Here is a 22,888-nt window from a genome sequence, read left to right as displayed (position 1 = left end):
TTCGAGGAGAGACAACCCAGAGAGGAATGGGGGGGATGATCACCCCAAAAACACAAAGCACGCTGCCTGTTTTTTTTCCCCCCCCCCCCCTTCCTCCCCCCCCCCCCCCCCCCCCCCCCCCCCCCCACCCCGGGTCACGGGCCGGGCGGGGTCAGCCGCGCCGCAGGACGCGCTTCACGCGCTTGGCCTGAGCCGTGTCGTCCAGGGTCTTCCACAGCTTGGCCGAGCTGGTCGACGTGTAGACGCCGGGCGCGCCCTGGTCACCGCAGCCGTCGCCGTACGAGACCACGCCGACGAGGAGGGGGGCCTCGCGGCCGGGGACCTTGCGGAAGATGGGGCCGCCGCTGTCGCCCTGGCAGGAGTCCTTGCCCTCGACCCCGGCGCAGAAGTTGACCTTGGTGTCGTACTCGCCGTAGCTCGTCTTGCACTCGGCGTGCGACAGGATCGGCACGCGCACCTGGCGCAGCCGGTCCGGCTGGTGCGTCAGCTCGGTGTCCGTGTTGCCCCAGCCCGCCACGGTGGCCTTCTGGCCCGGGCGCAGCAGGGAGTCGGTGCCCTGGGTGGGGAGCTTGACCGCGCTGATGCCCCGCACCGGCTTGCTGAGCTGGATGAACGCCACGTCGTAGGCGTCCTTGCCCTGGAGGTAGCGCGGGTGGACGAGGATGCCGTCCTTGGCGACGTTGCGTATCTGGCCCTGCCGCGCGTTGGACAGGACCGTGCGGCCGACGGCCGTCTGGACGCTCTTCGGCTTGACCGGCTTGCCGTTGTCGTCGACCAGGCAGTGCGCTGCCGTCATCACGGTGTCCGGCGCGACCAGGCTGCCGCCGCAGAACTGGCGGTCCTTGACGCTGCCGGGGCCCTTCTCCAGGAGGGCGACCATGAACGGGTACGCGTCGTTGGAGACCTCGGTGCCGCCGACGATGGCGTGGGCGGCGGGGGCACCGGTGGCGACCATCGCGAGGGCGGCGGCCCCGGCGAGACCGGCGGCCGCGGCACGCTTCCGACCAGAGGGGCGAGAGACGCGAGAGACGCGTGAGGTGCGTGAGGTGCGTGAGGGAAAGGAAAGTCTCATGGGGGTCGAATTTCTCTTTCGTGGAACTGTGGCACGGGAGGCCCCCGTGCCGGTCTGTCAGATGCCGTACGCGAGAGAGTGGTTCATCGGCTGACCAGCACTGGTTCACCCAACAGCGCCCCCAATGCGGACACTTCTCGCATCACCGGCCGGAGCGGGCGCGGCGCGTGTCGCGAGAATCAGTAGCTCCGAGGGCAGGTTCTGCGAAGGTGTCGCGCCCATTTGATGGGGCAAGCGGTCGAAGAGGGACTCGTGAGGCTCGCATTCACGCCCAAAGTGCCCAAATGGCCGTCCGTAGCGGTGGGAACCGTCATCCCTGTTGCCCGCGTCCCCTCTGTGGCTGAGGGTTCGTGGGGGAGTCTCCTCGTGCTGTTGCGAACTCCCGCCGACACGGCCGGGCTTGGTTTGCATATGCGTATTCGAGGGGTGTGGAAAGGCGTGTCCACGCAGGGGGAACCGCGCGCCTTGTCAGGCGCGTGAAGGGTGATGAATCGCGTGGGATTCGCGATGCATAACGCGCCTTGAGGGCCTTATGTGCTGCTGATACGGTGCGATGGCTCGACACTGCGCCTGTGGCCGACGGGCCAAGGGAACCCTGGCCGAGGCGAGGCTGAAGTGCCTCAATAGTGTCCAAATGACGGTTTTTTCTTGGGTGTACGGGGAGCGGTTGCGTGAAGATCCAAGAGCGTACGGGGGCGGGCGGGAACCGTACCGGCGTATCGGCTCAGGGCGGCGTCGGTGAGCGACTTCCCACGGCCCCTCGCGAGCGCAAACCAGCCCTTGCCGCACTGGCGGTCCTGCTGATCCTCGTGGGCGCGCTCGGCGCCACCGTGCTCGTGCTGCGCGCCGGCGACCGGATCGAGGTCGTGAAGGCCACCAAGGAGATCCCCGCGGGAGAGTCCCCGAAGGAGGGCGTGAACATCACGTCCGTACTGGTCGCCGAGGACACCGGCATCAAGTACGTGAAGTGGTCCCAGCGCAAGGCACTTGAGGCCTACAAGGCCAAGAGCACCATCCCGGCGGGCTCCGTCGTCGTGGGCCAGATGTTCGCCGAGGACGGCGGCGTCCCCTCGGGCAAGTCCACGGTCGGCCTCTCCCTCAAGGAGGGGCAGTACCCCTCGACCCTGAAGCAGGGCGACACCGTCGCCGCGTACCGCGTGGCCACCAACGGTTCCGGCAGCAGCAAGGGTTCGGACCGCGGCAGCGCGGGCGGCGGCACCCCGATCGTCGCCGACGCGCGCGTGAACACCGTCGCCAGCAAGAACGACGCGACGATCAGCACGGGCAACCTCAGCGTCACCCTCCTCGTGGACTCCGACGACGCCGCGTCGCTCACCGCCGCCGCGTCCGCGGGCGAGGTGTCCCTGGTCGTCGTGCCCGGCGACTCCGGCAACTAGCGGCGGGAAGACCACCCATGGCTCTCATCGCCCTCGCCGCCGACAAGGGTTCGCCCGGCGTCACCACCGCGTCCGTCGCGCTCGCGGCCGTCTGGCCGCGCCGCGTGCTCGTCGCGGAGACCGACCCCGCGGGCGGCGACCTGGTCTACCGCAGCGCCGCCGCGCACGGCGGGCCCCTCAACCCGAACACCGGCATGCTGTCCATCGCCGCGACCGCGCGCCGCGGCCTCGTGCCCGACCAGCTGTGGGACCACACCCAGCCGCTCTCCGGCGGCCTCGACGTCCTCGTCGGGCTCGGCATCTCCGAGCAGGCCGCCGGGCTCGCGGGGATCTGGCCGACGCTCGGCCGGGCCTTCGCCCAGCTCGCCGACTCGCCGCACGCCCCCGCCGACGTCATCGCCGACTGCGGCCGCATCAACGGGGACAGCCCGGTGATCGAGATGTTCCCGCACGCCGCACTCGTGCTCCTGGTGGCGCGCGCGGAGCCGGAGTCCCTCGCCCGCGTACGGGACCGCGCCGCGGCCCTCGCCGCCAAGCTGCACGGCGGTCCGCGCGGGGCCGCGTCCCTCGCGACGCCGCTCATCGGCGTCCTCCTCGTCGCCGACCCCGCGCACTCCGCCAAGCTCGTCCACCAGGTCAACGACATGCTGGTGGCGGCCCGGACCGGCGCCCGCGTCATGGGCACGCTCGCCGACGACCCCGCGGGCGCCGACCAGCTGGCGGGCCGCAGGCGCGGCCGGCTCGACAAGTCGATGCTCATCCGGTCCGCGCGCAAGGTGACCGTCGACCTCTACCAGAGCTACGGCGCCGCCTGGTCCGGGCCCGTCGCCAAAGGCGCGGGGGCCGGGCGGTGAGCGCGGTCGACCACCAGCTGGTCAAGCGGTTCCGGCAGGACGCGGGCGACCGCATCGCCGAGCAGCGCCGCCTCGACCAGCTCTCCGGCGTCACCCCGATGTCGAACGAGGACGAGCGGCAGTACGCCCGCGCCGTCATCGCGCAGATCCTGGAGGAGTACGCCCGTACGGAGATCAACTCCGGGCGCACCCCCCTCGACGCGGAGACCGAGGAGCAGTACGCGGCCGCCGTGCACGCCGCGCTCTTCGGCGTCGGCCGGCTCCAGCCGCTGCTCGACGACCCCGAGGTCGAGAACATCGACATCAACGGCTGCGACCAGGTCTTCGTCGGGTACGCCGACGGGCGCGAGGTCACCGGGGAGCCGGTCGCCGAGACCGACGAGGAGCTGATCGAGCTGATCCAGGTGCTCGGCGCCTACTCCGGCCTGTCGTCGCGCCCCTTCGACTCCGCCAATCCGCAGCTCGACCTGCGCCTTCCCGACGGCTCCCGGCTCTCGGCCGTCATGGACGTGGCCCGGCGGCCCGCCCTGTCCATCCGCCGCGCGCGCATGGGCAAGGTGTTCATGTCCGACCTCGTCGGCAACGGCACGCTCACACCCGACGTCGCGCACTTCCTGGCCTGTGCCGTACGGGCGCGCAAGAACATCATGATCGCGGGCGCCACCAACGCGGGAAAGACGACGCTCCTGCGCGCCCTCGCCAACGAGATACCGCCGCACGAGCGCCTCATCACCGTCGAGCGCGCCCTGGAGCTGGGCCTGGACACCTTCGCCGACCTGCACCCGAACGTCGTGGCGTTCGAGGAGCGCCTGCCCAACTCCGAGGGCCAGGGCGCCATCGGCATGGCCGAGCTGGTGCGGCGCTCCCTGCGCATGAACCCCTCCCGGGTCATCGTCGGCGAGGTGCTCGGCGACGAGATCGTCACCATGCTCAACGCCATGTCGCAGGGCAACGACGGCTCCCTGTCCACGATCCACGCCAACAGCTCCAGCGAGGTCTTCAACAGGATCTCCACGTACGCGCTCCAGGCCTCGGAGCGGCTGCCGATCGAGGCGAGCCAGATGCTCGTCGCGGGCGCGGTGAACTTCGTCGTCTTCATCCAGCGGCGCAACACCTACCAGGCAGGCGGCAAGCTGCAACGCGTGGTGACCTCCGTCCGCGAGGTCAACGGCGTCGACGGCCGGGTCCTGTCCAGCGAGGTGTTCGCACAGACCCCGGACGGACGCGTCGTCGCGCACGCCCCGATCGCCTGCCTGGACGACCTCGTCGCGTACGGCTACCGGCCTGCCGGACAGTGGGGGTGAGCACATGAACGCGCTGGGATCCATGGGCGGACTGTTCTCGCTCGACGTGCTCTACGGACTCGGGTGCGGCGTCGCCGTCGGCGGCGGGCTCGCCCTGCTCGTCGTCGCGCTGCGCGGCCTGCCCGCCAAGCCGGAGCACGAGAAGCGGCAGGCCAGCGAGCGGATGAGCGAACTCGTCCGGTTCGCCGGGCAGCGCGGCTCGCTCGCGGTCGGCGTCGGCCTCGTCGTGCTGCTGCTCACGCGCTGGGCGGTGGCGGGCATCGCCTCCGGCATCCTCGTCTTCTTCTGGGACAAGCTGTTCGGCGGCGCCGCCGAGGAACGGGCGCAGATGAAGCGGGTCGAGGCGCTCGCCGCCTGGACCGAGTCGCTGCGCGACACCATCGCGGGCGCGGTCGGTCTGGAGCAGGCCATTCCGGCCTCGGCGCGGGCCGCGGCCCCGGTGCTCAGGCCGCATCTGGACGCGCTCGTGGACCGGCTGCGCGCGCGGACGCCGCTGCCGGACGCCCTCCAGGTGCTCGCCGACGAGATCGACGACGCCTCCGCCGACATCATCGTCGCCGCGCTGATCCTCAACGCCCGCCTGCGCGGCCCCGGTCTGCGCCAGGTCCTCGGCGCGCTCGCCAAGTCCGCGCGCGAGGAGGTCGACATGCGCCAGCGCGTGATGGCGCAGCGCGCCTCCACGCGCCGCTCCGTCCAGATCGTCGTCGCCGTCTCGATCGCCTTCGTCCTGGGCCTTTCGATCTTCAACCGCGAGTTCGTCTCGCCGTACGGCACGCCCGTCGGCCAGCTCGTACTCGCCTGTGTGTGCGGCCTGTTCGCGCTCGGCTTCTGGTGGCTGCGCAAGCTGTCGACCGTCGAGACGCCGGACCGGTTCCTCGTCCGGGACGAGCCGGGCGTGCGGTTCGTCCGCCCCCGGCCCGCGGGCGGCGAGAGCGCCCCGGACCAGGCCCAGACCCTTCCGCCGCACGCGAACACGCCCACCGAGGGGGTACGCCGATGAGCCTGACCCTGCCGATCCTCATCGGCGCCACGCTCGGCCTCGGCGTCTTCGCCCTGGTCCGCGCGCTGCTGCCGAGCAAGCGCAGCGCCGTCGCCACCGTCGCCCGGATCGACGCGATGCGGGCGCGCGGGGCCGCGTACGAGTCCTCGCACCGCACGGCGGACGCGGACGCCACCGGGCGCTTCGGCACGCTGCGCGCGCGGGTGGGCGCCCGGGTCGCCGCGTTCTACGTCCAGCAGGGCTGGGAACTGCGCTCCCTGCGGGCCGACCTGGCGGTGCTCGACCGCGGCTGGGAGAAGTTCCTGGCGACGAAGGTGCTGCTCGCGGCGGCGGGCGTGTTCTTCGGCCCGTTCCTGTTCGCCGTCGTCTGGACGCTCGGCTTCGGCCGCAGCCCGATCATCCCGGTCTGGCTGGCCCTGATGTTCGGGGTGCTCTTCTTCTTCCTGCCGGACCTGGAGGTGCGGCGGGACGCGCAGGAGAAGCGTCGCGACCTGCGCCGGGTGATCGGCGCCTATCTGGACCTGGTGTCCATGAGCCTCGCGGGCGGCCGCGGCCTGCCCGAGGCGCTGATGGCCGCCGCCGAGGTCTCCGACGGATGGGCCACGCAGCGCATCAGGAACGCCCTCGCGGACGCCCGCATCACCGGCATCAGCCAGTGGCAGGCGCTCGGCTCGCTCGGTGAGGAACTGGGCATCGAGGAGCTGAAGGACCTCTCCGCGTCCCTGGCCCTCGTGGCCGACGACGGCGCCAAGGTGCGCGAGTCCCTCGCCTCGCGCGCCGAGACGATGCGCCACCGCGAACTCGCCGAGATCGAGGGCAGCGCGGGCGAGAAGTCCCAGTCGATGCTGGTGGCCCAGCTGCTGCTGTGCGCGGGGTTCCTGGTCTTCCTCATCTTCCCGGCGGCGATGCGCGTGTTCCAGGTCTGACCCCCCCTCCTCCGGCCCCACTCCACGGGCGGGCCCTTCCGAGCCCTCCACCATCCTGCTTCCCGAGAGGACAACCCACCATGAACGGACGGAACGTCAGCACCGGCATCCCGGCTGTCGACTACCTCGTCACCTTCCTCCGGACCCGCGTGCGCCGCGCTCGCTCCGGCGAGCTGGACCGGGGCGCGTCGGCGGTCGAGTGGGTGATCATCTCGGCGGTCGTCGTGGCGATCGTCGGCGTGGTCGCCGCGATCATCAACAACGCCCTCAAGGGCGGCGCCGACAAGGTCGGCGACTGCATCGAGGGCGCCGACGCGGGCAAGACCTGCTGAGCGACGGATCACCTACGACCATGTGGGGCCACGGGGGAAGGGGCGCAGCCGCGCCGCACCGCGACCGGATGCCCGGATGCGTACGCCGTCGAGTGGAGGCCGCCTCCACCCGCGGCGAGTCCGGCATGACCGCGATCGAGTTCGTGCTGCTCACCCCGGTGCTGTTCTTCATGATCTTCGCGACGGTGCAGTTCGCGCTGTACTTCTTCGCGGACCACGTCGCCCAGGCCGCGGCCCAGGCGGGCGCGCGCAAGGCCCGCGCCACGGCCGACGAGAACCCGGGCGGCTGGCGCGGCGAGGCGAACGACGTCGTCGAGGACTACATCCGCCAACTGGGGCCCGAGCTGGTGCTCGGCCCCGACGTCAAGACGATCCAGCCCGAGCAGAACACGGTCGGCGTGGAGATCACCGCCAACGTGCCGTCGGTCTTCCCGGGCCTCGACCTGACCGTGCACGCGCGGTCGGCGGGCCCGGTGGAGCGGTTCGTGGAGGAGGCCGGATGAGACGGCCCGGACCAGGCCGCCGACGCCTCGCGGGCGCGGCGCCGCCCCGGGCGGGGGACAGCGGCCTCTCCACGGTGGAAGTCGTCATCCTCGCGCCGGTGATGATCCTGTTCATCCTCGTCCTGGTGGCCTTCGGGCAGCTCGTGGACGGCCGCGGCGCCGTCGACGGGGCCGCGCGGGACGCGGCCCGGGCGGGCTCCATCCAGAAGGACCAGGGCACGGCGATGATCGAGGCGCGCAGGGCCGCGCGGGCGAACCTGGAGGACGTCTGCTCGGGGCCGGTGACCGTCGTGCAGAAGAGCCCCGGGTTCCGGGCGGACACCCTCTTCACCGTCGAAGTGAGCTGCGAGGTCAGGGGCCTTGGCCTGCTCGGCCTCGACGTGCCGACGACGCTGACGTCCACGTTCAGCTCGCCGCTCGACCCGCTGCGGAGGTCCGGGACATGAGCGGTGCCTTCGTCGCGCGGGCGCGGATCTCGCTCGACGGCCGCCGCGCGCGCCTGGACGACCGGGGTTCGGGCGCCGGCGCGGTCATCGTCTTCGCGCTCGTCTTCCTGACCCTGGCCGCGTTCGTGATCGACGGCGGCCTGTCCGTGTCGAAGCGCGAACGCGCCGCCGACATCGCGGAACAGGCGGCGCGCTACGCGGCGCAGGACATCGACCGCGAGGGCCTGTACGCGGGCGAGGAAGCACCCATCCGGTACGAGAACTGCGGCGCCCGCGTACGGAAGTTCGCCCAGGAGATGGGCCTGCGCGGCGCGGACGTGGCGGCCACCCACTGCGTCAGCGCCGACGCCCAGCAGGTGGAGGTCGAGGTGCAGATGACGTACAGCCCGGTCTTCACCGGCATGTTCTACGGCGGCGACGTCGTGGTCCACGGCCGGGCGACGGCGGAGAACCAGGTGGGATGAGCCGAAGGCGTCCGCCCCGCGCGGAGCGGCCCGGGTCGGGGCCGGGGCCGGGGCAGTTCCCTGGTCCGAAGTACGACATGAAGCAAGAGAAGTGCGACATGAGGAGAGAAAGAGTGCGTCAGCACATACGCCGTTCCCTGGCAGTGGTGTCCGTATCGGCCGCCGCGGCGCTCACCCTGGGCGCGAGCCCCAGCTCGGCGGCGGTCCACGCCAACCTCTACGAGGGGTACTCCGTGGGCTCGGTCTCGTACAACCCGGCGAACGACGTCGTGAAGGTCAAGGACCTCAAGAAGGACGGCCGTTCCTTCGGCGTGGTGGTCTTCGGCCCGGCCACGGAGGGCAGGGGCGGGCACTGCGTGGTGGGCGGCAAGAACAAGACGCGCACCTGTGACTTCAACTTCGGCAGCGGCCGGGTGAACTTCGAGGTCTACACGAAGCGTGGCGGCAACCACTGGGTCGTGGACAGGTTCCAGACGCGCACCTGAGCAGAGGTCCCGCCGGTCCGGCCGGGGCCGTCCCCGGGCCGGAGCGGCCGGAGTTGTCCCCAGGCCGGAGGGCGGAGTTGTCCACAGGCCGGGGGTTGTCCACAGGCCGCCCCCGGCCGGGCGCACCTTCCGTACGATCGCCTTCATACGGTCAGCAGTACGTTCATCCGACACCACAGGCACCCACAGGACCAGGACCAGGACCCGCCATGGCGCGACGCAACACCCGCTCCTCGAACGGCTCGCCGGGCACCCCGGCGACGCCGCGGAACAGGACGCCGCAGCCGCTGCCGACGCGACGGCGTTCGGCCGGGGACTTCGTCAAGGCGTTCCTCGCCTTCGTCGCCCTCGCCGTGCTGCTCGTCGGCGTGCCCGGGGCCCTCGCATACTTCGTGGGCAGGCCGCTGCCCGGCGGAGCGCCGTCCCTCGACTGGCTCCAGCAGGAGATCACGGTCGGCACGTTCGTGAAGGTGCTGACGGTGGTCGTGTGGCTGGCCTGGGCCCAGTTCGCCGCCTGCGTGCTCGTCGAGGTGAAGGCCGCGCTCTCCGGGGTCGGGATGCCGGGGCGGGTGCCGGGCGCGGGGCCGAGCCAGGTGCTCGCGCGGCAGCTGGTCGCGGCTCTGCTGCTCATCGGTGCCACGGCGGCCGGTTTCGCGCCGGGGCTCTCGCAGTTCGGCCAGTCCCCCGAGGAGACGGGGAAGCCCACCGCGGCGGCCGCTCAGCGGACGCCTGGGCTCTTCGCGCAGGAGCAGCAGGGCGCGGCGACGGCGAGCGCGGTCGCGGTCGCGGAGCAGGCGGCCCGGGCCGCCGACCGCGCCGGCACCGGCGAGGACGGTGGCACGAAGTTCTACCGCATCCAGCCGCCCGAGGGCCGCCACCACGACTCGCTGTGGGAGATAGCGGAGCGGCACCTGGGCGACGGCCGCAGGTACAAGGAGATCTACCAGCTCAACAAGGACCGGGAGCAGCCCGACGGCTCCCGCCTGTCCGAGGCCAGCCTGATCCGGCCCGGCTGGATCATGGAGATGCCCGCCGACGCCCACGGCGGCGAGCTGATCGAGATGCCCGACGAGGCGCCGAAGGTGCCCCAGGAGATCCGCGAGCAGATCTCCGACTACGCGAAGTCGGGGGACGCGCGCCAGGGCGGCGGCGCCCAGGAGAGCGGCGACCGCAAGGGCGGCGGATCCGTCGACCGGGACACGGCACACATCACGCTTCCCGAGCAGCGTCCCGGCGCCGAGCAGCGTCCGGGTGCCGAGCAGCGCCCGGGCGCCGAGGAGCGTCCGGGCGGGCCCGCTGGGCGTGACGAGGGCGCGGCGGCCGCGTCCGACGGCTTCTCCTTCGGACTTCCCGAGGCGCTCGTCGGGGCACCGCTGCTCGCCGCCGGGCTGCTCGGCGCGCTCGGCAGGCGCCGACGCCACGCCCTGTGGCAGTCGGCGATGGGCGCCGTCGGCGGGCGCCGCGGCATGGAGCCGCCCACGCCGACCGGCACCGCGGCCGACGCGCAGGACGCGCTGCTCGTGGGCGCCGACCCCGAGGGCGTCCGGCTCCTGGACCGCTCCCTGCGCGGCCTCGCCGCCGCGCTCACCGAGGAGTCCCGCCCCTTGCCGACGGTGTATGCGGCTTGGTTGAGCAACGGCGACCTGCACCTCCAGCTCGCCCAGCCCGCGGGCCGGCCGCCCGCGCCCTGGAGGCTGGGGCAGGACCAGACGTTCTGGACGCTGACCCGCGCCGACGCCGAGGCGTACGAGGACGTGGACGCGGCGGCGCCCTACCCCGGCCTGGTGTGCCTCGGCACCATGGACGACTCGCGCCTGCTGCTCAACCTGGAAGCGGTGCCGGGCATCGTCTCGCTGAGCGGCACCGCCGCCGACCGGGCCGCGGTGTTCGCCTCCGTCGCCGCGGAGCTGGCCACCAACGGCTGGTCGGACCGCATGACGATCACGCTCGTCGGCTTCGGCCGGGACCTCACCCCGCTCGCGCCGAACAGGCTGCGGCACCTGGAGGACGTCGAGGCGCTCATCGAGGCCATGGAGGCCGAGACGCGGCAGCGGCGCGGCGCGCTCGGCGCCGCGGGGCACGACTCGGTCCTCACCGGCCGCACCGGCCCCGCCCGGCACACCCGCTGGGCTCCGCACCTGGTGCTGCTCGCGGCCCGGCCCGCCGCCGACGAGGCCGTCAAGCTCGCCGAGCTGGCCGCCGACGCCAGCCGCCTCGGCATCGGCTATCTCGTCGGCACGGACTCCGGCGAACTGCCCGGCGCCGCCTGGGAGATGGAGATCACCGGCGACGGCAAGCTCCTCGCGCCGCTGCTCGGCCTGGAGCTGGCGGCGCAGCGGCTGCCGGACACGCTCCAGCGCGCGGTGGTCGAGCTGTTCACCGCGGCGGACCCCGACGGCGGTGATGGCGGCGACGGCGGCGACGACTCCACCGGCGGCGCGGCCGCGCCCCCCTTCCTCGTCGACGTCAGCGAGCAGGGCCGCCCCGCGGTGTACGCGCGCCTGGTCGGGACGTACGAGATCATCGGCCTGGAGAGCCCCGAAGGCGAGCGCAGCCCGCTGATGCATGAGGCGCTCGCCCTGCTGCTGCTCCACCGCGAAGGGGTGCACCCGCGCGTGCTCGCCTCCGCGCTGTGGCCGCGCGGCGTGACCGAGGACGTGCGGGACGCCCTCGTCGACCGGGTCAGGGAGTGGCTCGGCAGCGACCCCGACGGCGCGCCCCGGCTGCGCGCGGACATGTCGGGCCGGCTCACGCTCGCCCCGTCCGTGGTCTCCGACCTGGACGTGCTGCGCTCGCTGTACCACGAGGCGACGCAGGGGCGCGGGGCAGGCAATCGCGCGGTGCGCGGCCGCATGCTCACGGACGCGCTCGTCCTCGTCCGCGGCCCGCTGCTCGCCGACCGCCCCCAGGGGAGGTACGGCTGGCTGACGCACGAGATAGTCGACGCGCAGCTGCCGCTGCTCGTGGCGGACATCGGGCTCGCGCTCAGCGAGTTCCACCTGGAGAAGGGGCGCGCGGAGAAGGCCATTGAGGCCCTGACCTCCGCCCGCGCCTCGGCCCCCGCCGACGAGCGGCTGTGGAACGAACTGCTGCGTGCCACGCACGCCACCGACGACCCGGCCCGGCTCCGGACCCTGGCCGCCGACCTGGTCGCCCGCAGCGGCGCGCGCGGCCTGCCGCCGCGCACGGAGGCGCTCCTTGACGAGCTGCTCCCGGCGTGGCGCGACGGACTCACGGCGGTGGGGTGACCGTGGAGCCCGCCCTCGTGCTCGGCGCCGCGTCCTGGGGCGCCCTGGCCGGGCTCGCGCTGCCCCGTGCCGTGTACCGCTTCTCGGCCCCGGCGGGGGAGCCCTGGCGCGACCGCTGCCCGAGCGGCGCGCACGAGGTGCGGGGCTGGCTGGGCGGGGGCCGCTGCCCGGACGGGGAGCGGTTCGGCCCCCGCGCCCCCCTCCTCGCCCTGGTCGCGGCGGTGGTCTGCGCGCTGCTCGGCCTGGCCACGGGCCCGCGCCCGGAGCTGGTGGTGTGGCTGCTGCTCGTGCCGCCCGCCCTCGTCCTGGCCTGTGTCGACCGCGCGGTCATGCGGTTGCCGGACGTGCTGACGCTGCCGCTCGCCGCGGTGGCGCTCGGGCTCCTCGGGGTGGCCGCCGCGCTGCCCGGGCACGACGGGGAGTGGACGAAGGCGGCCCTCGGCGCGCTGGTGCTCAGCGGCGGCTACTTCCTGCTGTTCCTGATCAATCCGAACGGGATGGCGTTCGGCGACGTGAAGCTCGCGCTCTCGCTCGGCGCGGCCCTGGGGTGGTACGGCTGGGGAGCGCTGCTGCTCGGCACGTTCGCCGGCTTCGTGTGCGCCGCGCTGTACGGCGCCTGGCTGGTCGTGGTGCGCGGGGCGAGCCGCAGGACGGCGATAGCGTTCGGCCCGTTCCTGCTGGCCGGGGGCCTCGCGGGCGTCCTGCTCGGCGCGGCCGCGGCCTGACTCCGGGGCACGCCCCACCGGCCGCCGGGGGCCCGGAGGCCTGGCGTACGCTGAAGAGCGATCTGTCCAACCCCCTTACGGAAGGGACGCCCCGGTGACCGAGAAGGCCGACCTCACGTCCTCTGATGTCACAGCCGTCCTCGACCGTGCCGCGGCGGGCGGACGGATCAGCGCCGAAGAGGCGCTCGCCCTGTACCGTGACGCCCCGCTGCACGCGCTCGGCGCCGCCGCCGACGCCGTGCGCCGCCGCCGGTACGCGGGCACGGAGCACATCGCGACGTACATCATCGAGCGGAACATCAACTACACGAACGTCTGCGTGACGGCGTGCAAGTTCTGCGCCTTCTACGCCGCCCCCAAGGACACCAAGAAGGGCTGGACCCGGGACCTCGACGACATCCTGCGCCGCTGCGCGGAGACCGTGGAGCTGGGCGGCACGCAGATCATGTTCCAGGGCGGCCACCACCCGGACTTCGGCGTGGAGTACTACGAGAAGCACTTCGCGGCCATCAAGAAGGAGTTCCCGCAGCTCGTCATCCACAGCCTGGGGGCGAGCGAGGTCGAGCACATGGCCCGGATCTCGAAGGTGTCCGTCGAGGAGGCCATCCAGCGGATCAACGCCGCCGGGCTCGACTCCTTCGCGGGCGCCGGCGCCGAGCTGCTCCCGGAGCGGCCGCGCAAGGCCATCGCCCCGCTGAAGGAGTCGGGCGAGCGCTGGCTGGAGATCATGGAGGCCGCGCACAACCTCGGAGTGGAGTCCACCTCCACGATGCTCATGGGCACGGGCGAGACGAACGCCGAGCGCATCGAGCACCTGCGCATGATCCGCGACGTACAGGACCGGACGGGCGGCTTCCGGGCCTTCATCCCGTACACGTACCAGCCGGAGAACAACCACCTCAAGGGCCGCACCCAGGCCTCGATCTTCGAGTACGTCCGGATGATCGCGATCGCGCGGATCTTCCTGGACAACGTGGCGCACATCCAGGGCTCCTGGCTGACCACCGGCAAGGAGGCCGGTCAGCTGACGCTGCACTACGGCGCGGACGACCTCGGCTCGGTGATGCTGGAGGAGAACGTGGTCTCGTCGGCGGGCGCCAAGCACCGCTCCAACCTGCGCGAGATGATCGACATGATCCGCTCCGCCGACCGCGTGCCCGCGCAGCGCGCCACGACGTACGAGCACCTGGTCGTGCACGACGACCCGGCGGACGACCCGGTCGACGAGCGCGTGGCCTCGCACATCTCCTCCACCGCCATCGAGGGCGGCACGGCCCACCCGGAGCTGAAGCTCCTCACCGCCAACTAGGGCCGCGCGAGGGCCAGTTGCTGACACTGCACCAGGTGTGCGCGGTCCGGCCCGCTCCCGCGGGGGCGGACGCCGTCGTCGTCGACGGCGGCCGGATCGCGGCCGTGGGACCGTGCGAGGAACTGGTCGCGGCGTACGACGGCCGCGCCCGGGTCCGGCGCTGGGACGGCGTCCTGACCCCCGGCCGCCACGAGCCCGACGCCGCGGCCCTCCTGGAGTCCGCCTACTGGCCCGACCCGCGCGAGGCGGAGCAGCTCGGCACCGAGCCGCTGACCGGCGCGGACCTGGCGCGGCTCGGCATGACGGACACCCGCTGGGGCGCCAGCGCCCGCCGCGGCCTGCAACGCCTGCTCGCCACCGGCACCACGTCGCTGACGGGCCCGTTCACCCACCCTTCGGTGCGTACGGCCGTCACTCGTTCAGGCATCAGGGTCACCGCCGCCGCCCCGCCCGAAACCCCCTTGGCCCCGTCGGCCCCAGCGGCTTTCGCGATCTTCTCCGGGGACGGCACCTGCCTCGCGACGGCCATCGAGGGCCGCCTCGTCTTCCGCCGCCGTTAAGGGGCCCGAAGGGGCGCGGGGAACTGCGCGAGCAACCACACGAACGCCGCACCCACCCACGGTGGGAAGAGGGCAGGCGAGAGGCCCCGGCCGAGGGAGAGGACCGGCCTGACACAATGGGCCGGGTGACCCGCGCATCCCTGGACAAGCAGCCGCACGAAGTCGCCTCGATGTTCGACGACGTCGCGGAACGGTACGACCTCACGAACGACGTGATCTCGCTCGGCCAGGCCCGGCTGTGGCGCAAGGAGGTCGCCAGGGCCGTCGACGCGCGGCCCGCGCAGAAGATCCTCGACCTCGCCGCGGGGACGGCCACGTCCTCGCAGCCCTTCGCGCAGGCGGGCGCGTACGTGGTGCCGTGCGACTTCTCGCTCGGCATGCTGCGCGTCGGCAAGCAGCGCCACCCGTGGATGCCGTTCACCGCGGGGGACGCCACGAGGCTGCCGTTCAAGGACGACACCTTCGACGCCGTCACGATCTCCTTCGGCCTGCGCAACGTGCAGGACACCGACGCCGCGCTGCGCGAGCTGTTCCGCGTGACCCGGCCCGGCGGGCGCGTGGTGATCTGCGAGTTCTCCGAGCCGACGTGGGGCCCGTTCCGCAAGGTCTACATCGAGTACCTGATGCGCGCCCTGCCGCCGGTCGCCCGCACGGTCTGCTCGAACCCGGACGCGTACGTCTACCTCGCCGAGTCCATCCGCTCCTGGCCGAACCAGCCGCAGCTCGCGGCGCGCCTGGCCGACGCGGGCTGGTCGAAGGTGGCGTACCGGAACCTGACGGGCGGTGTGGTGGCGCTCCACCGGGGGTTCAAGAAGGACTGAACGGTCGTTTCGGCAACGGTCGAACGGTCGTTTCGGACACGGCGGTTGACGGGAACCGCACGCCGGGGAAGATGTGTCAGTTGATATGTACCGGCCACTCCGTGTGGCCGGGGCATAACGGTCGGCGCTCACCGACCCGTCCCCCTGACGATCTCCCCAAGACGGAGCGTTCCGATGTCGTCGTACTGCGCGCACTGCGGGGCGCCATCCCCGGACGAGGCCCGCTTCTGTATGAAATGCGGGCGGGAACGCCTTGCGGAGCCGAGAGCGGAGGCCCCGGACGCCGCGCCGCGGGACGCGCCTCAGGAGACGCCCCAGGACGCTTCCGAGGGCGCCCCCGCAGGCCCTGCCGGCCCCGCCGGTCCCACAGGCCCCGGCGAAGAGCCGAGTCACCCCAAGACACTGGTGGTGCCCCCCACCCCGACGGCCGCACCACCCCCGGCCGTCGCACCGCCCCCGGCCGTCGCACCGCCCCCGGCCGTCGCACCGCCCCCGGCCGTCGCACCGCCCCCGGTGGCCCCGGCAGCCCCACCGGCCTCCTTCCCTCCACCGGACCCGCCCGCGTACGCCCCCGCCCCCGCCCGGCCCTCGCCCGTCGGCGCCTTCCTCGGGCGGACCGCGCGCGGTGACTGGGCCGGGTCCGCGCAGGCCGCGCTGTGGCCGCTGGCGGCGCTGCTGATCTCCGCGCTCGCGTGCGCCGTGCCGACGTACGGGCAGGACGACGAGGACGTCGTCGGCTTCGCCGACCGGCTGCGCATCGCCCTCGCCTTCGTCCTCCAGGCGGTGGGCGGAAGCCTGGAGTTCTCGGGCAGCGAGGAGACCGGCCTCGACGGCTCGACGTCGGAACGGGTGGTCGAGGGCACCTTCGCCGTGCACCTGGTGCCGCTCACGGTGACGGCCCTGTTCATCGGGGCGCTCGTCGTCGGCGCGCGCATCCTCAGGAGCCGCGTGCGGCTGCGCGGGCAGAGCCTGCCGGGGAGCACGGTGGGTCTCGAAGCGGCGGTCCGCGTCGGGGTCCTCACCGCGCTCGGCGTGCTGGTGCTCGCCCTCTTCGGACAGCCCGAGATCCAGCGCGTCGAGGTGTCGTCCGGGCCGTTCCTCGCGATGCTCGGCGCGCTGGCGCTCGGCCTTGGCGTCTCGGCCGCCGTGCTGCACCGCGACGGCGGAGCGCCCTGGCTGGCCGCGCGCCCCGGCGCACAGGCCTTCACCCGCGCCCTGGGCGCATCCCTGCGCGCCCTCGCCCTCGTGCTCGTCCTCAGTTCCGTCACCGCGTACTTCAGCGTCACGCAGATCGACGCCTTCAGTGGCGACTCCGACGTGCCCGGCTCGGACGTGTCGGACGACCGGGTCTCGCCCTACCTCGTCGCGCTGCTCCTCCTGCCGAACCTCGGTCTGCACGCGCTCGGCCTCGGCTGGGGCGCGCCGCTGACGTCCGAGGCGAGCCGGGGCTCGCGGTACGGCGGCTACGGCGACAGCGACGAGAGCGAGTCGTTCGGCCTGTCGAAACTCGGTGACCTGGTCAACTCCGGAGCCGTCGTGGGCGCGTTGGCGCTCGGCCTGGTGTGCGCCCTCGTGATCGCGCTCGTGGGCGCGCGCCGCTGCGCCCGCCGCGGTGAGCAGATCCTGGCCGCGGGGCTCTCCTTCGGTCTCGTCCTGCTGCTCGCCGCGGTCGGCGGCGTCGGCGTCGAGACGTCCACCCAGCAGCGCGGCCTCGGCGGCGAGACGTCCAGCGGCTCGTTCGACGCGGGCGTGAGCATGCCGGACCTGCTGCTGTTCGGCCTTCTGTGGGTGGCCGGGGCGGTGCTCGTGGTGGCGGTGTTCACCGCGCGCGGCAGCGGGGTGCCGCCCGTTCCGCCCGGCCCGCCGGTGGGGCAGCCGCCCCCGGCGGCACCGGGCGCGGCGGGCCCCGGCGCGCCCGCGGCGTACGCCGTCCCCGGCCCGTACGACCCTCACGCGGCCCCCACCCAGGGCGTTCTGGCCGCACCTCCCGCCCCCGCGCGGCCGCGTGGCCGCGTCGGGGTCTGGGCCCTCACGCTGGCCGTCGCCCTCCTCGTCGGCGGCGGCACGACGGCGGGCATCGTCGTCTGGCAGGACAACCAGAGCACGTCGGACGACGCGGGCAAGCCGAACAGGCCCGACAAGGCCGGCCAGGGCGCGACCGGCACCGAGGACGACAACAGGAACGGCGGCCCGGCCGTCAGCCACACCGACGAGCCGAGCCGGCGGACGCCGACCGAACCCGCGCGCCCCTCCACGGGGGAGAGCGACGGCGGCGAGACGGTGGACGACGCCGCGGTGCCGCCGGGCTCCACCCGCGTCACCGACCCGAAGGGGTTCTCGTTCGCGGCGCCCGACGGCTGGGGCAGCCGCGCCGGGGACAACCCCACGCAGTCCACGTACGCGGGTACGAGCGGAGCGGAGAACTTCCTCGTCGGCGTGATCCCGGACGCCGGCTACACCTCGTACGAGAACCTCACGAAGATGGAGAGGTTCGCCGAGAAGGACCCCGACAAGTCGGACTACCGGCGGCTCCGCCTGGAGGACAACACCTTCCAGGGCCGCGCGGGCGCGGTGTGGGAGTACACGTACACCGACAAGTCGGGCCGCGAGATCCACGCGATCAACCAGAGCTACGTCACGGCCGACGGCACCGAGTACGCGATCCAGCTGTCCTGGCGCGCGAAGGTGTGGTCGACGGAGCGCGGCACGCGGACGCACCGGACGGCGCTCGACACCTGGCAGACGACGGGCTGATCCGACGGCCGCCCCGGGGGGTGGCGGCCCGCCCGGGCAGCCACCCACACGGTGGACAGCGGCCGGCCCGGGCAGCCGGCCGACACGGTGGACAGCGGCCCGCCCGGGCAGCCGCCCGCCTCGGCACGCGGCCCCCGGCCCTCAACCCCCGACGCCGACCTCCGGCTGTCCCGGCTCGGCCAGCTCCCGCTGGAGGCCGCCGTCCGAAGGGCCGGGCAGCCGCGGCTCGCGGACGCCCGCGCCGCCCTCGCCCTCGTCGGGGCCGAGGTCGAACCACACGGTCACGACGGCGCCGCGCGGCACCTCGACCTCCGGCAGCGGGTACTGGCGCACCACGTACTCCAGGGCCGCGTCGTCGAGTTCGGAGCGGTCGCCCGCCACCAGGCGCACGCCGCGCTCCGCGGCCTTCTTGCGCGCGTCCATCGCCATCAGGCCCACGAAGCGCGGCACGCGCACTTCCAGCGGCCCGGCGTCCTCCGGAGTCCTCGGCACAGGCGTCACCCCTCGACGGCAGGGGCGCGAGCCCCCAGCGGTAGGGGAGGCCCCGGCGGTAGGGGAAGGGTAGCCCGGCCGGGCCGGACTACAACCCCACGCGGTAGCAGGACGCGTACCGGTCCGCGCCGGGCACGTCGTACGTCTCCTGGCGCTCCATGCCGAGGCGCGCGGCCACCGCCATGGACCGTTCGTTGCGCGTGTCGATGACGGCGACCACCGAGGGCACGCCCGCCGCCCGCAGCCGGTCCAGGGTCGCGCGGGCCGCCGCGATCGCGTAGCCGCGCCCCCAGGCCTTGCGGGCGAGCCGCCAGCCGATCTCGATCTCCCCCGTGGGGCCCCACTCCCGCGGCCACGGCTGGGCCCCCGCGAGGCCGACGGGCTCGCCGTCCGGATCCAGCAACGTCCACAGGCAGAAGCCCAGTTCCGCGTCGTGGCGGCGCTGGCGCGCGGTCAGCTCCTCGTACACGGACAGCTCGCTGGACACGCCGCCGCCCACGTACCGCATGACCTGGGGGTCGTCGAAGAGCCGGTGCCAGACGAAGGCGTCCTCATGCGTCGGCACGCGCAGGCCGACGGCCGGGGCGGTGCCGGTCCGGTGGGGCGCGTCGTCCAGCTCGCTCACGTCGCTCACAAGTGGCCCTTCGGGTGATCGATCAGTACCGCCTCATAGACTGCCCTCATCCCGTGCCGGTCGGCACACTGATTTCGAGCCTTCGGGAGAACCCGCCGTGACCGAGCCGCTCTCCGACACCACCGCCAACTCCGCGGACGTCATCGTCGTCGGCGCCGGTCCGGCCGGTTCGACCACCGCGTACTACCTGGCGAAGGCCGGGCTCGACGTGCTCCTCCTGGAGAAGACCGCCTTCCCGAGGGAGAAGGTCTGCGGCGACGGCCTGACGCCGCGCGCCACGAAGCAGTTGGTGTCCATGGGCATCGACATCTCCGAAGAGGCCGGCTGGCTGCGCAACAAGGGCCTCCGCATCATTGGTGGCGGGGTACGGCTCCAGCTGGATTGGCCGGATCTCGCCTCTTACCCCGACTACGGGCTCGTCCGGAAGCGCGACGACTTCGACGAGCAGCTCGCCCGCCAGGCCCAGAAGGCGGGCGCGCGGCTGTACGAGCGGTGCAACGTGGGCGCTCCCGTCGTCGACGACCGCACCGGCCGCATCACCGGCGTGGAGGCCAAGCTCGGCGAGGACAAGACGCCGGTCACCTTCCACGCGCCGCTGGTGGTCGCCGCCGACGGCAACTCCACGCGCCTGTCGCTCGCGATGGGCCTGCACCGCCGCGAGGACCGCCCGATGGGCGTCGCGGTGCGCACGTACTTCACCTCGCCGCGCCACGACGACGACTACCTGGAGTCCTGGCTGGAGCTGTGGGACCGCCGCGGCGCCCAGGACCGGCTCCTCCCCGGCTACGGCTGGATCTTCGGCATGGGCGACGGCACGTCGAACGTCGGCCTCGGCGTCCTGAACACGACCGCCGCCTTCAAGGAGCTGGACTGGCGCGAGGTCCTGAAGGCCTGGTGCGCCTCCATGCCCGAGGACTGGGGCTACACCCCGGAGAACATGACGGGCCCGATCCGCGGCGCCGCCCTGCCCATGGCCTTCAACCGCCAGCCGCACTACACCCGCGGCCTGCTGCTCGTCGGCGACGCGGGCGGCCTCGTCAACCCGTTCAACGGCGAGGGCATCGCCTACGCCATGGAGTCCGGGCAGATCGCCGCGGACGTCATCGTGCAGGCCGTCGCCCGCGCCACGCCCGCCCAGCGCGAACTGGCCCTCCAGCGCTACCCGAAGGTCCTCAAGGACACCTACGGCGGGTACTACACGCTCGGCCGCGCCTTCGTGAAGCTCATCGGCAACCCGAAGGTCATGCAGATCGCCGCACAGCGCGGCCTCACGCACCCGCTCCTGATGAAGTTCACCCTGAAGATGCTCGCCAACCTCACGGACCCGACGGGCGGCGACGCGATGGACCGCATCATCAACGGCCTGAGCCGCGTGGCCCCCAAGGCCTGAGAGCCGCATGCGCGAAAGGGCCGCCGCTCCCGACGGGAGCGGCGGCCCTTTCGCGGTTCAAGCCCAGTTCAAGCCCAGTTCAAGCTCAGAGCACGCGCACGGCACCGGAGGCCGGGTAGCCCGACAGGTCCTGGATCACGACGCCCTTGCTCGGGTTCGCGGCGTCCAGGTACTGGCCGTTGCCGATGTAGACACCGACGTGGTACGCGGAGCCCGCGCCGCCCCAGTACAGGATGTCGCCCACCTGGATGTTGGAGAGCGAGACCGGGGTGCCGGCCGTCGACTGCGCCTGCGAGACGCGCGGCAGGTCCACGCCCGCCTGCTTGAAGGCGGCCTGGACGAGGCTGGAGCAGTCCCACGCGTTGGGGCCCGAGGCACCCATCACATACGCGTCGCCCAGCTGCGCCTTGAGGAAGCTGATGACGGTGGCCACGCTGCCGCTGGAGGGCGCGGAGACGTTCGAGGTGTCGGAGGCGGACGAGGAGGAGCTGCCGCCGCCGGAGCCGCCCGAGGGGGCGGAGTTGGTGCTGAGCTGCGTGCGCTCGGTGGCCCGCGCGGCGCGCTCCGCGGCCTTCTTGCGCTTGGCCTCGGCCTCGGCCTTGGCCTTCTGCTCGGCCTCCGCCTTCTTCTCAGCGGCCTTCTGGTCCTTGGTGGCCTGCTTGGCGGCCTTGACGGCGGCGGCCTCCTGCTGGGCGCGCGCCTCGTAGCTGTCGGCCGTCTGCTGCGTGGCATCCGCGGACTGCGCGATCTGAGCGGACAGATCGGCGGTCAGGGTGGGCAGCTCGATCGTCTCGGTCACCGGCTCGGCGGCGTTCGCCGTACCGGCGGCGCCGGCCACGGCCAGGGTGCTGAGGACGCCACCGGCAACTCCGGCGCGCAGAGCCATCTTCGACGCGCTGCGACGGGGCTTCCGGTGGCTGGGTATGTGAGCGGTGTGGGACATGGGAACAACCGCTATCAAGGAGTAGGGGTTCCCTTCAAGAAACGTGTGCTGCGCCACAGTTGCCCCGTGCGGCCTTGAATCCCGGGCGTGTCGCTTCTTATTGACGCCGTAACGGGCAATGCGGACAGTGGTGATCACGCCTGTGATCATGGGTTTTCCGAGTTACGTCCGAATTGCCCGTGGTCTAACACGTGTTCAGGCCGTTGGCCAAGCCCGGTTGTTCGAGCCAGGGGTCGAGTGTGGCGCACGTCACCTTCCGGGCCGCGTGGGCATCGCCCGAGACCCGGCCGAGACCTGGCCGATATCTCCCGGGTACCTCATGAGTCCCTTCCGAACCCTTGAGCGACGGCCGGATGCTCTCCTCGCGTGCGACTTCGGTGGCGGACTCGTGAACGCGTGCACACGGCGAGGCTTCCCGCCCCCTTCCCCGGACGCGTCCACCGCCGTCCACATCCCTGCCGCCAAAGTGTGAACGCGTCCCTCTATCAAGTGATCACGTCCAGCGCCAATTTGCCTGTAGTGGCCATCACTTGATAATGCAACACCGCCCCGACCAGCCCTGACGCACCAAGATGTCACCTCTGGTGATCACTCAGGTGCTTCGCGTACGAAGATCACCGCTCATCCGACTTCATGATCCTTCGTCAGGTGGTGGAGATCACAAAGCCGTTGTCGTACCCCGTGTCGCAGATCACAGACCGGCAGGCATAAGATGCGGGGCAGTTGGGCTTGTGACCTGCTTCACATGTAAGCGATCTTCGGGAGGCTCCGAAGGCCCGGGATCGCGTACGGGCGGGGCGGCGAGCGGGTCCGACGCAACCGCCAGCAGTCAGTGCCGACTGAGAGGAGCGAGGAGCGGTGAACGCGTATGCGCCCATCCTCGTACTGGGAGCCCTCGGGGCAGGCTTTGCGATTTTCTCCGTGGTCATGGCCACGCTTGTCGGCCCGAAGCGGTACAACCGCGCGAAGCTCGAGGCCTACGAGTGCGGAATCGAGCCGACCCCCACGCCGGCCGGCGGCGGGCGCTTCCCCATCAAGTACTACCTGACGGCGATGCTCTTCATCGTCTTCGACATCGAGATCGTCTTTCTCTACCCCTGGGCCGTGAGCTTCGACGCCCTGGGGATTTTCGGGCTCGTGGAGATGCTGCTCTTCGTGCTCACCGTCTTCGTCGCCTACGCGTACGTATGGCGGCGCGGCGGCCTGGAATGGGACTGACCCCGGCAAGG

Annotated in this window: 22 protein-coding genes and 1 pseudogene; 19 read left to right on the top strand and 4 right to left on the bottom strand. The window is 72.6% G+C overall.

Annotated features, from left to right (window positions below; all coding sequences use genetic code 11):
- Positions 1–151: 151 nt before the first annotated feature.
- Complete coding sequence (locus AC07GB_RS07985; RefSeq protein ID WP_478842678.1) at positions 152–955, bottom strand: S1 family peptidase; 804 nt, start codon at positions 953–955, stop codon at positions 152–154.
- 788 nt (positions 956–1,743) lie between these two features.
- Between AC07GB_RS07985 and AC07GB_RS07980 the strand changes: the two genes are divergently transcribed.
- The 17 genes and pseudogenes from AC07GB_RS07980 to AC07GB_RS07900 all read left to right on the top strand — a co-directional run bounded on the left by AC07GB_RS07980 (position 1,744) and on the right by AC07GB_RS07900 (position 18,200).
- A complete protein-coding gene (locus AC07GB_RS07980) occupies positions 1,744–2,469 on the top strand; it encodes a hypothetical protein (RefSeq protein ID WP_478842676.1) in 726 nt (241 codons plus the stop codon).
- 17 nt (positions 2,470–2,486) lie between these two features.
- A complete protein-coding gene (locus AC07GB_RS07975; protein WP_478842674.1) occupies positions 2,487–3,323 on the top strand; it encodes a hypothetical protein in 837 nt (278 codons plus the stop codon).
- Positions 3,320–4,627 carry a CpaF family protein gene (locus AC07GB_RS07970; protein WP_478842672.1) on the top strand — a complete coding sequence of 436 codons (1,308 nt, stop codon included), beginning with the start codon at positions 3,320–3,322 and terminating at the stop codon, positions 4,625–4,627. The genes AC07GB_RS07975 and AC07GB_RS07970 overlap by 4 nt, the downstream gene beginning before the upstream one ends.
- Positions 4,628–4,631: 4 nt before the next feature.
- Positions 4,632–5,627, top strand: a complete 996-nt coding sequence (locus AC07GB_RS07965) for a type II secretion system F family protein (RefSeq protein WP_478842670.1) — start codon at positions 4,632–4,634, stop codon at positions 5,625–5,627.
- A complete protein-coding gene (locus AC07GB_RS07960) occupies positions 5,624–6,553 on the top strand; it encodes a type II secretion system F family protein (protein ID WP_478842668.1) in 930 nt (309 codons plus the stop codon). The genes AC07GB_RS07965 and AC07GB_RS07960 overlap by 4 nt, the downstream gene beginning before the upstream one ends.
- An 80-nt stretch (positions 6,554–6,633) precedes the next feature.
- Complete coding sequence (locus AC07GB_RS07955; protein WP_478842666.1) at positions 6,634–6,885, top strand: hypothetical protein; 252 nt, start codon at positions 6,634–6,636, stop codon at positions 6,883–6,885.
- Positions 6,886–6,953: 68 nt separating this feature from the next.
- Positions 6,954–7,388, top strand: coding sequence for a TadE/TadG family type IV pilus assembly protein (locus AC07GB_RS07950; RefSeq protein ID WP_478842664.1), 435 nt, complete (start codon positions 6,954–6,956; stop codon positions 7,386–7,388).
- A complete protein-coding gene (locus AC07GB_RS07945) occupies positions 7,385–7,834 on the top strand; it encodes a TadE/TadG family type IV pilus assembly protein (protein ID WP_478842662.1) in 450 nt (149 codons plus the stop codon). The genes AC07GB_RS07950 and AC07GB_RS07945 overlap by 4 nt, the downstream gene beginning before the upstream one ends.
- On the top strand, positions 7,831–8,298 hold the full coding sequence (locus AC07GB_RS07940; protein ID WP_478842660.1) for a pilus assembly protein TadG-related protein: 468 nt from the start codon (positions 7,831–7,833) through the stop codon (positions 8,296–8,298). The genes AC07GB_RS07945 and AC07GB_RS07940 overlap by 4 nt, the downstream gene beginning before the upstream one ends.
- A gap of 113 nt (positions 8,299–8,411) precedes the next feature.
- Entirely contained in the window at positions 8,412–8,783 is a 372-nt protein-coding gene (locus AC07GB_RS07935) for a hypothetical protein (RefSeq protein ID WP_478842658.1), read from the top strand.
- Between the two features lie 209 nt (positions 8,784–8,992).
- Entirely contained in the window at positions 8,993–12,031 is a 3,039-nt protein-coding gene (locus AC07GB_RS07930; RefSeq protein ID WP_478842656.1) for a BTAD domain-containing putative transcriptional regulator, read from the top strand.
- Entirely contained in the window at positions 12,001–12,756 is a 756-nt protein-coding gene (locus tag AC07GB_RS07925; protein ID WP_478842654.1) for a prepilin peptidase, read from the top strand. Before AC07GB_RS07930 ends, AC07GB_RS07925 begins: the two co-directional genes overlap by 31 nt.
- 94 nt (positions 12,757–12,850) lie before the next feature.
- Positions 12,851–14,065: a cyclic dehypoxanthinyl futalosine synthase gene (mqnC, locus tag AC07GB_RS07920; RefSeq protein ID WP_478842652.1), complete on the top strand. Its 1,215-nt coding sequence runs from the start codon at positions 12,851–12,853 to the stop codon at positions 14,063–14,065.
- A 17-nt stretch (positions 14,066–14,082) separates the two neighbouring features.
- Complete coding sequence (locus tag AC07GB_RS07915; RefSeq protein WP_478842650.1) at positions 14,083–14,625, top strand: imidazolonepropionase-like domain-containing protein; 543 nt, start codon at positions 14,083–14,085, stop codon at positions 14,623–14,625.
- A gap of 125 nt (positions 14,626–14,750) precedes the next feature.
- On the top strand, positions 14,751–15,446 hold the full coding sequence (locus AC07GB_RS07910) for a demethylmenaquinone methyltransferase (RefSeq protein ID WP_478842648.1): 696 nt from the start codon (positions 14,751–14,753) through the stop codon (positions 15,444–15,446).
- 174 nt (positions 15,447–15,620) lie between these two features.
- Positions 15,621–15,689, top strand: a pseudogene (locus tag AC07GB_RS07905) (zinc-ribbon domain-containing protein); the annotation flags it as partial.
- Positions 15,690–15,854: 165 nt separating this feature from the next.
- Positions 15,855–18,200, top strand: a complete 2,346-nt coding sequence (locus AC07GB_RS07900; RefSeq protein WP_478842698.1) for a zinc ribbon domain-containing protein — start codon at positions 15,855–15,857, stop codon at positions 18,198–18,200.
- A gap of 141 nt (positions 18,201–18,341) precedes the next feature.
- Here AC07GB_RS07900 and AC07GB_RS07895 read toward each other — a convergent pair whose 3' ends face one another.
- Both AC07GB_RS07895 and AC07GB_RS07890 read right to left on the bottom strand, forming a co-directional pair.
- Positions 18,342–18,692, bottom strand: coding sequence for a PASTA domain-containing protein (locus AC07GB_RS07895; RefSeq protein ID WP_478842646.1), 351 nt, complete (start codon positions 18,690–18,692; stop codon positions 18,342–18,344).
- A gap of 88 nt (positions 18,693–18,780) precedes the next feature.
- Positions 18,781–19,326: a GNAT family N-acetyltransferase gene (locus tag AC07GB_RS07890; protein ID WP_478842644.1), complete on the bottom strand. Its 546-nt coding sequence runs from the start codon at positions 19,324–19,326 to the stop codon at positions 18,781–18,783.
- A gap of 97 nt (positions 19,327–19,423) precedes the next feature.
- Here AC07GB_RS07890 and AC07GB_RS07885 point away from each other — a divergent pair, with 97 nt between their 5' ends.
- A complete protein-coding gene (locus AC07GB_RS07885) occupies positions 19,424–20,716 on the top strand; it encodes a geranylgeranyl reductase family protein (RefSeq protein WP_478842642.1) in 1,293 nt (430 codons plus the stop codon).
- 85 nt (positions 20,717–20,801) lie between these two features.
- Here AC07GB_RS07885 and AC07GB_RS07880 read toward each other — a convergent pair whose 3' ends face one another.
- Positions 20,802–21,659: a C40 family peptidase gene (locus AC07GB_RS07880; RefSeq protein WP_478842640.1), complete on the bottom strand. Its 858-nt coding sequence runs from the start codon at positions 21,657–21,659 to the stop codon at positions 20,802–20,804.
- 858 nt (positions 21,660–22,517) lie between these two features.
- Here AC07GB_RS07880 and AC07GB_RS07875 point away from each other — a divergent pair.
- The gene (locus AC07GB_RS07875; protein ID WP_138961244.1) at positions 22,518–22,877 is read left to right on the top strand and encodes an NADH-quinone oxidoreductase subunit A; all 360 of its coding nucleotides are present in this window, start codon (positions 22,518–22,520) and stop codon (positions 22,875–22,877) included.
- The last annotated feature ends 11 nt before the right edge of the window (positions 22,878–22,888 follow it).

This window comes from Streptomyces sp. NPDC045778 (assembly GCF_056431945.1).
This window is presented reverse-complemented; position numbering and strand designations above follow the sequence as displayed.

Coding starts and splice junctions, on each gene's coding strand:
- AC07GB_RS07985 (WP_478842678.1), bottom strand. CDS start 955: ATGGTCGCCACCGGTGCCCCCGCCGCCCACGCCATCGTCGGCGGCACC.
- AC07GB_RS07975 (WP_478842674.1), top strand. CDS start 2,487: ATGGCTCTCATCGCCCTCGCCGCCGACAAGGGTTCGCCCGGCGTCACC.
- AC07GB_RS07965 (WP_478842670.1), top strand. CDS start 4,632: ATGAACGCGCTGGGATCCATGGGCGGACTGTTCTCGCTCGACGTGCTC.
- AC07GB_RS07960 (WP_478842668.1), top strand. CDS start 5,624: ATGAGCCTGACCCTGCCGATCCTCATCGGCGCCACGCTCGGCCTCGGC.
- AC07GB_RS07955 (WP_478842666.1), top strand. CDS start 6,634: ATGAACGGACGGAACGTCAGCACCGGCATCCCGGCTGTCGACTACCTC.
- AC07GB_RS07950 (WP_478842664.1), top strand. CDS start 6,954: ATGCCCGGATGCGTACGCCGTCGAGTGGAGGCCGCCTCCACCCGCGGC.
- AC07GB_RS07945 (WP_478842662.1), top strand. CDS start 7,385: ATGAGACGGCCCGGACCAGGCCGCCGACGCCTCGCGGGCGCGGCGCCG.
- AC07GB_RS07940 (WP_478842660.1), top strand. CDS start 7,831: ATGAGCGGTGCCTTCGTCGCGCGGGCGCGGATCTCGCTCGACGGCCGC.
- AC07GB_RS07930 (WP_478842656.1), top strand. CDS start 8,993: ATGGCGCGACGCAACACCCGCTCCTCGAACGGCTCGCCGGGCACCCCG.
- AC07GB_RS07880 (WP_478842640.1), bottom strand. CDS start 21,659: ATGTCCCACACCGCTCACATACCCAGCCACCGGAAGCCCCGTCGCAGC.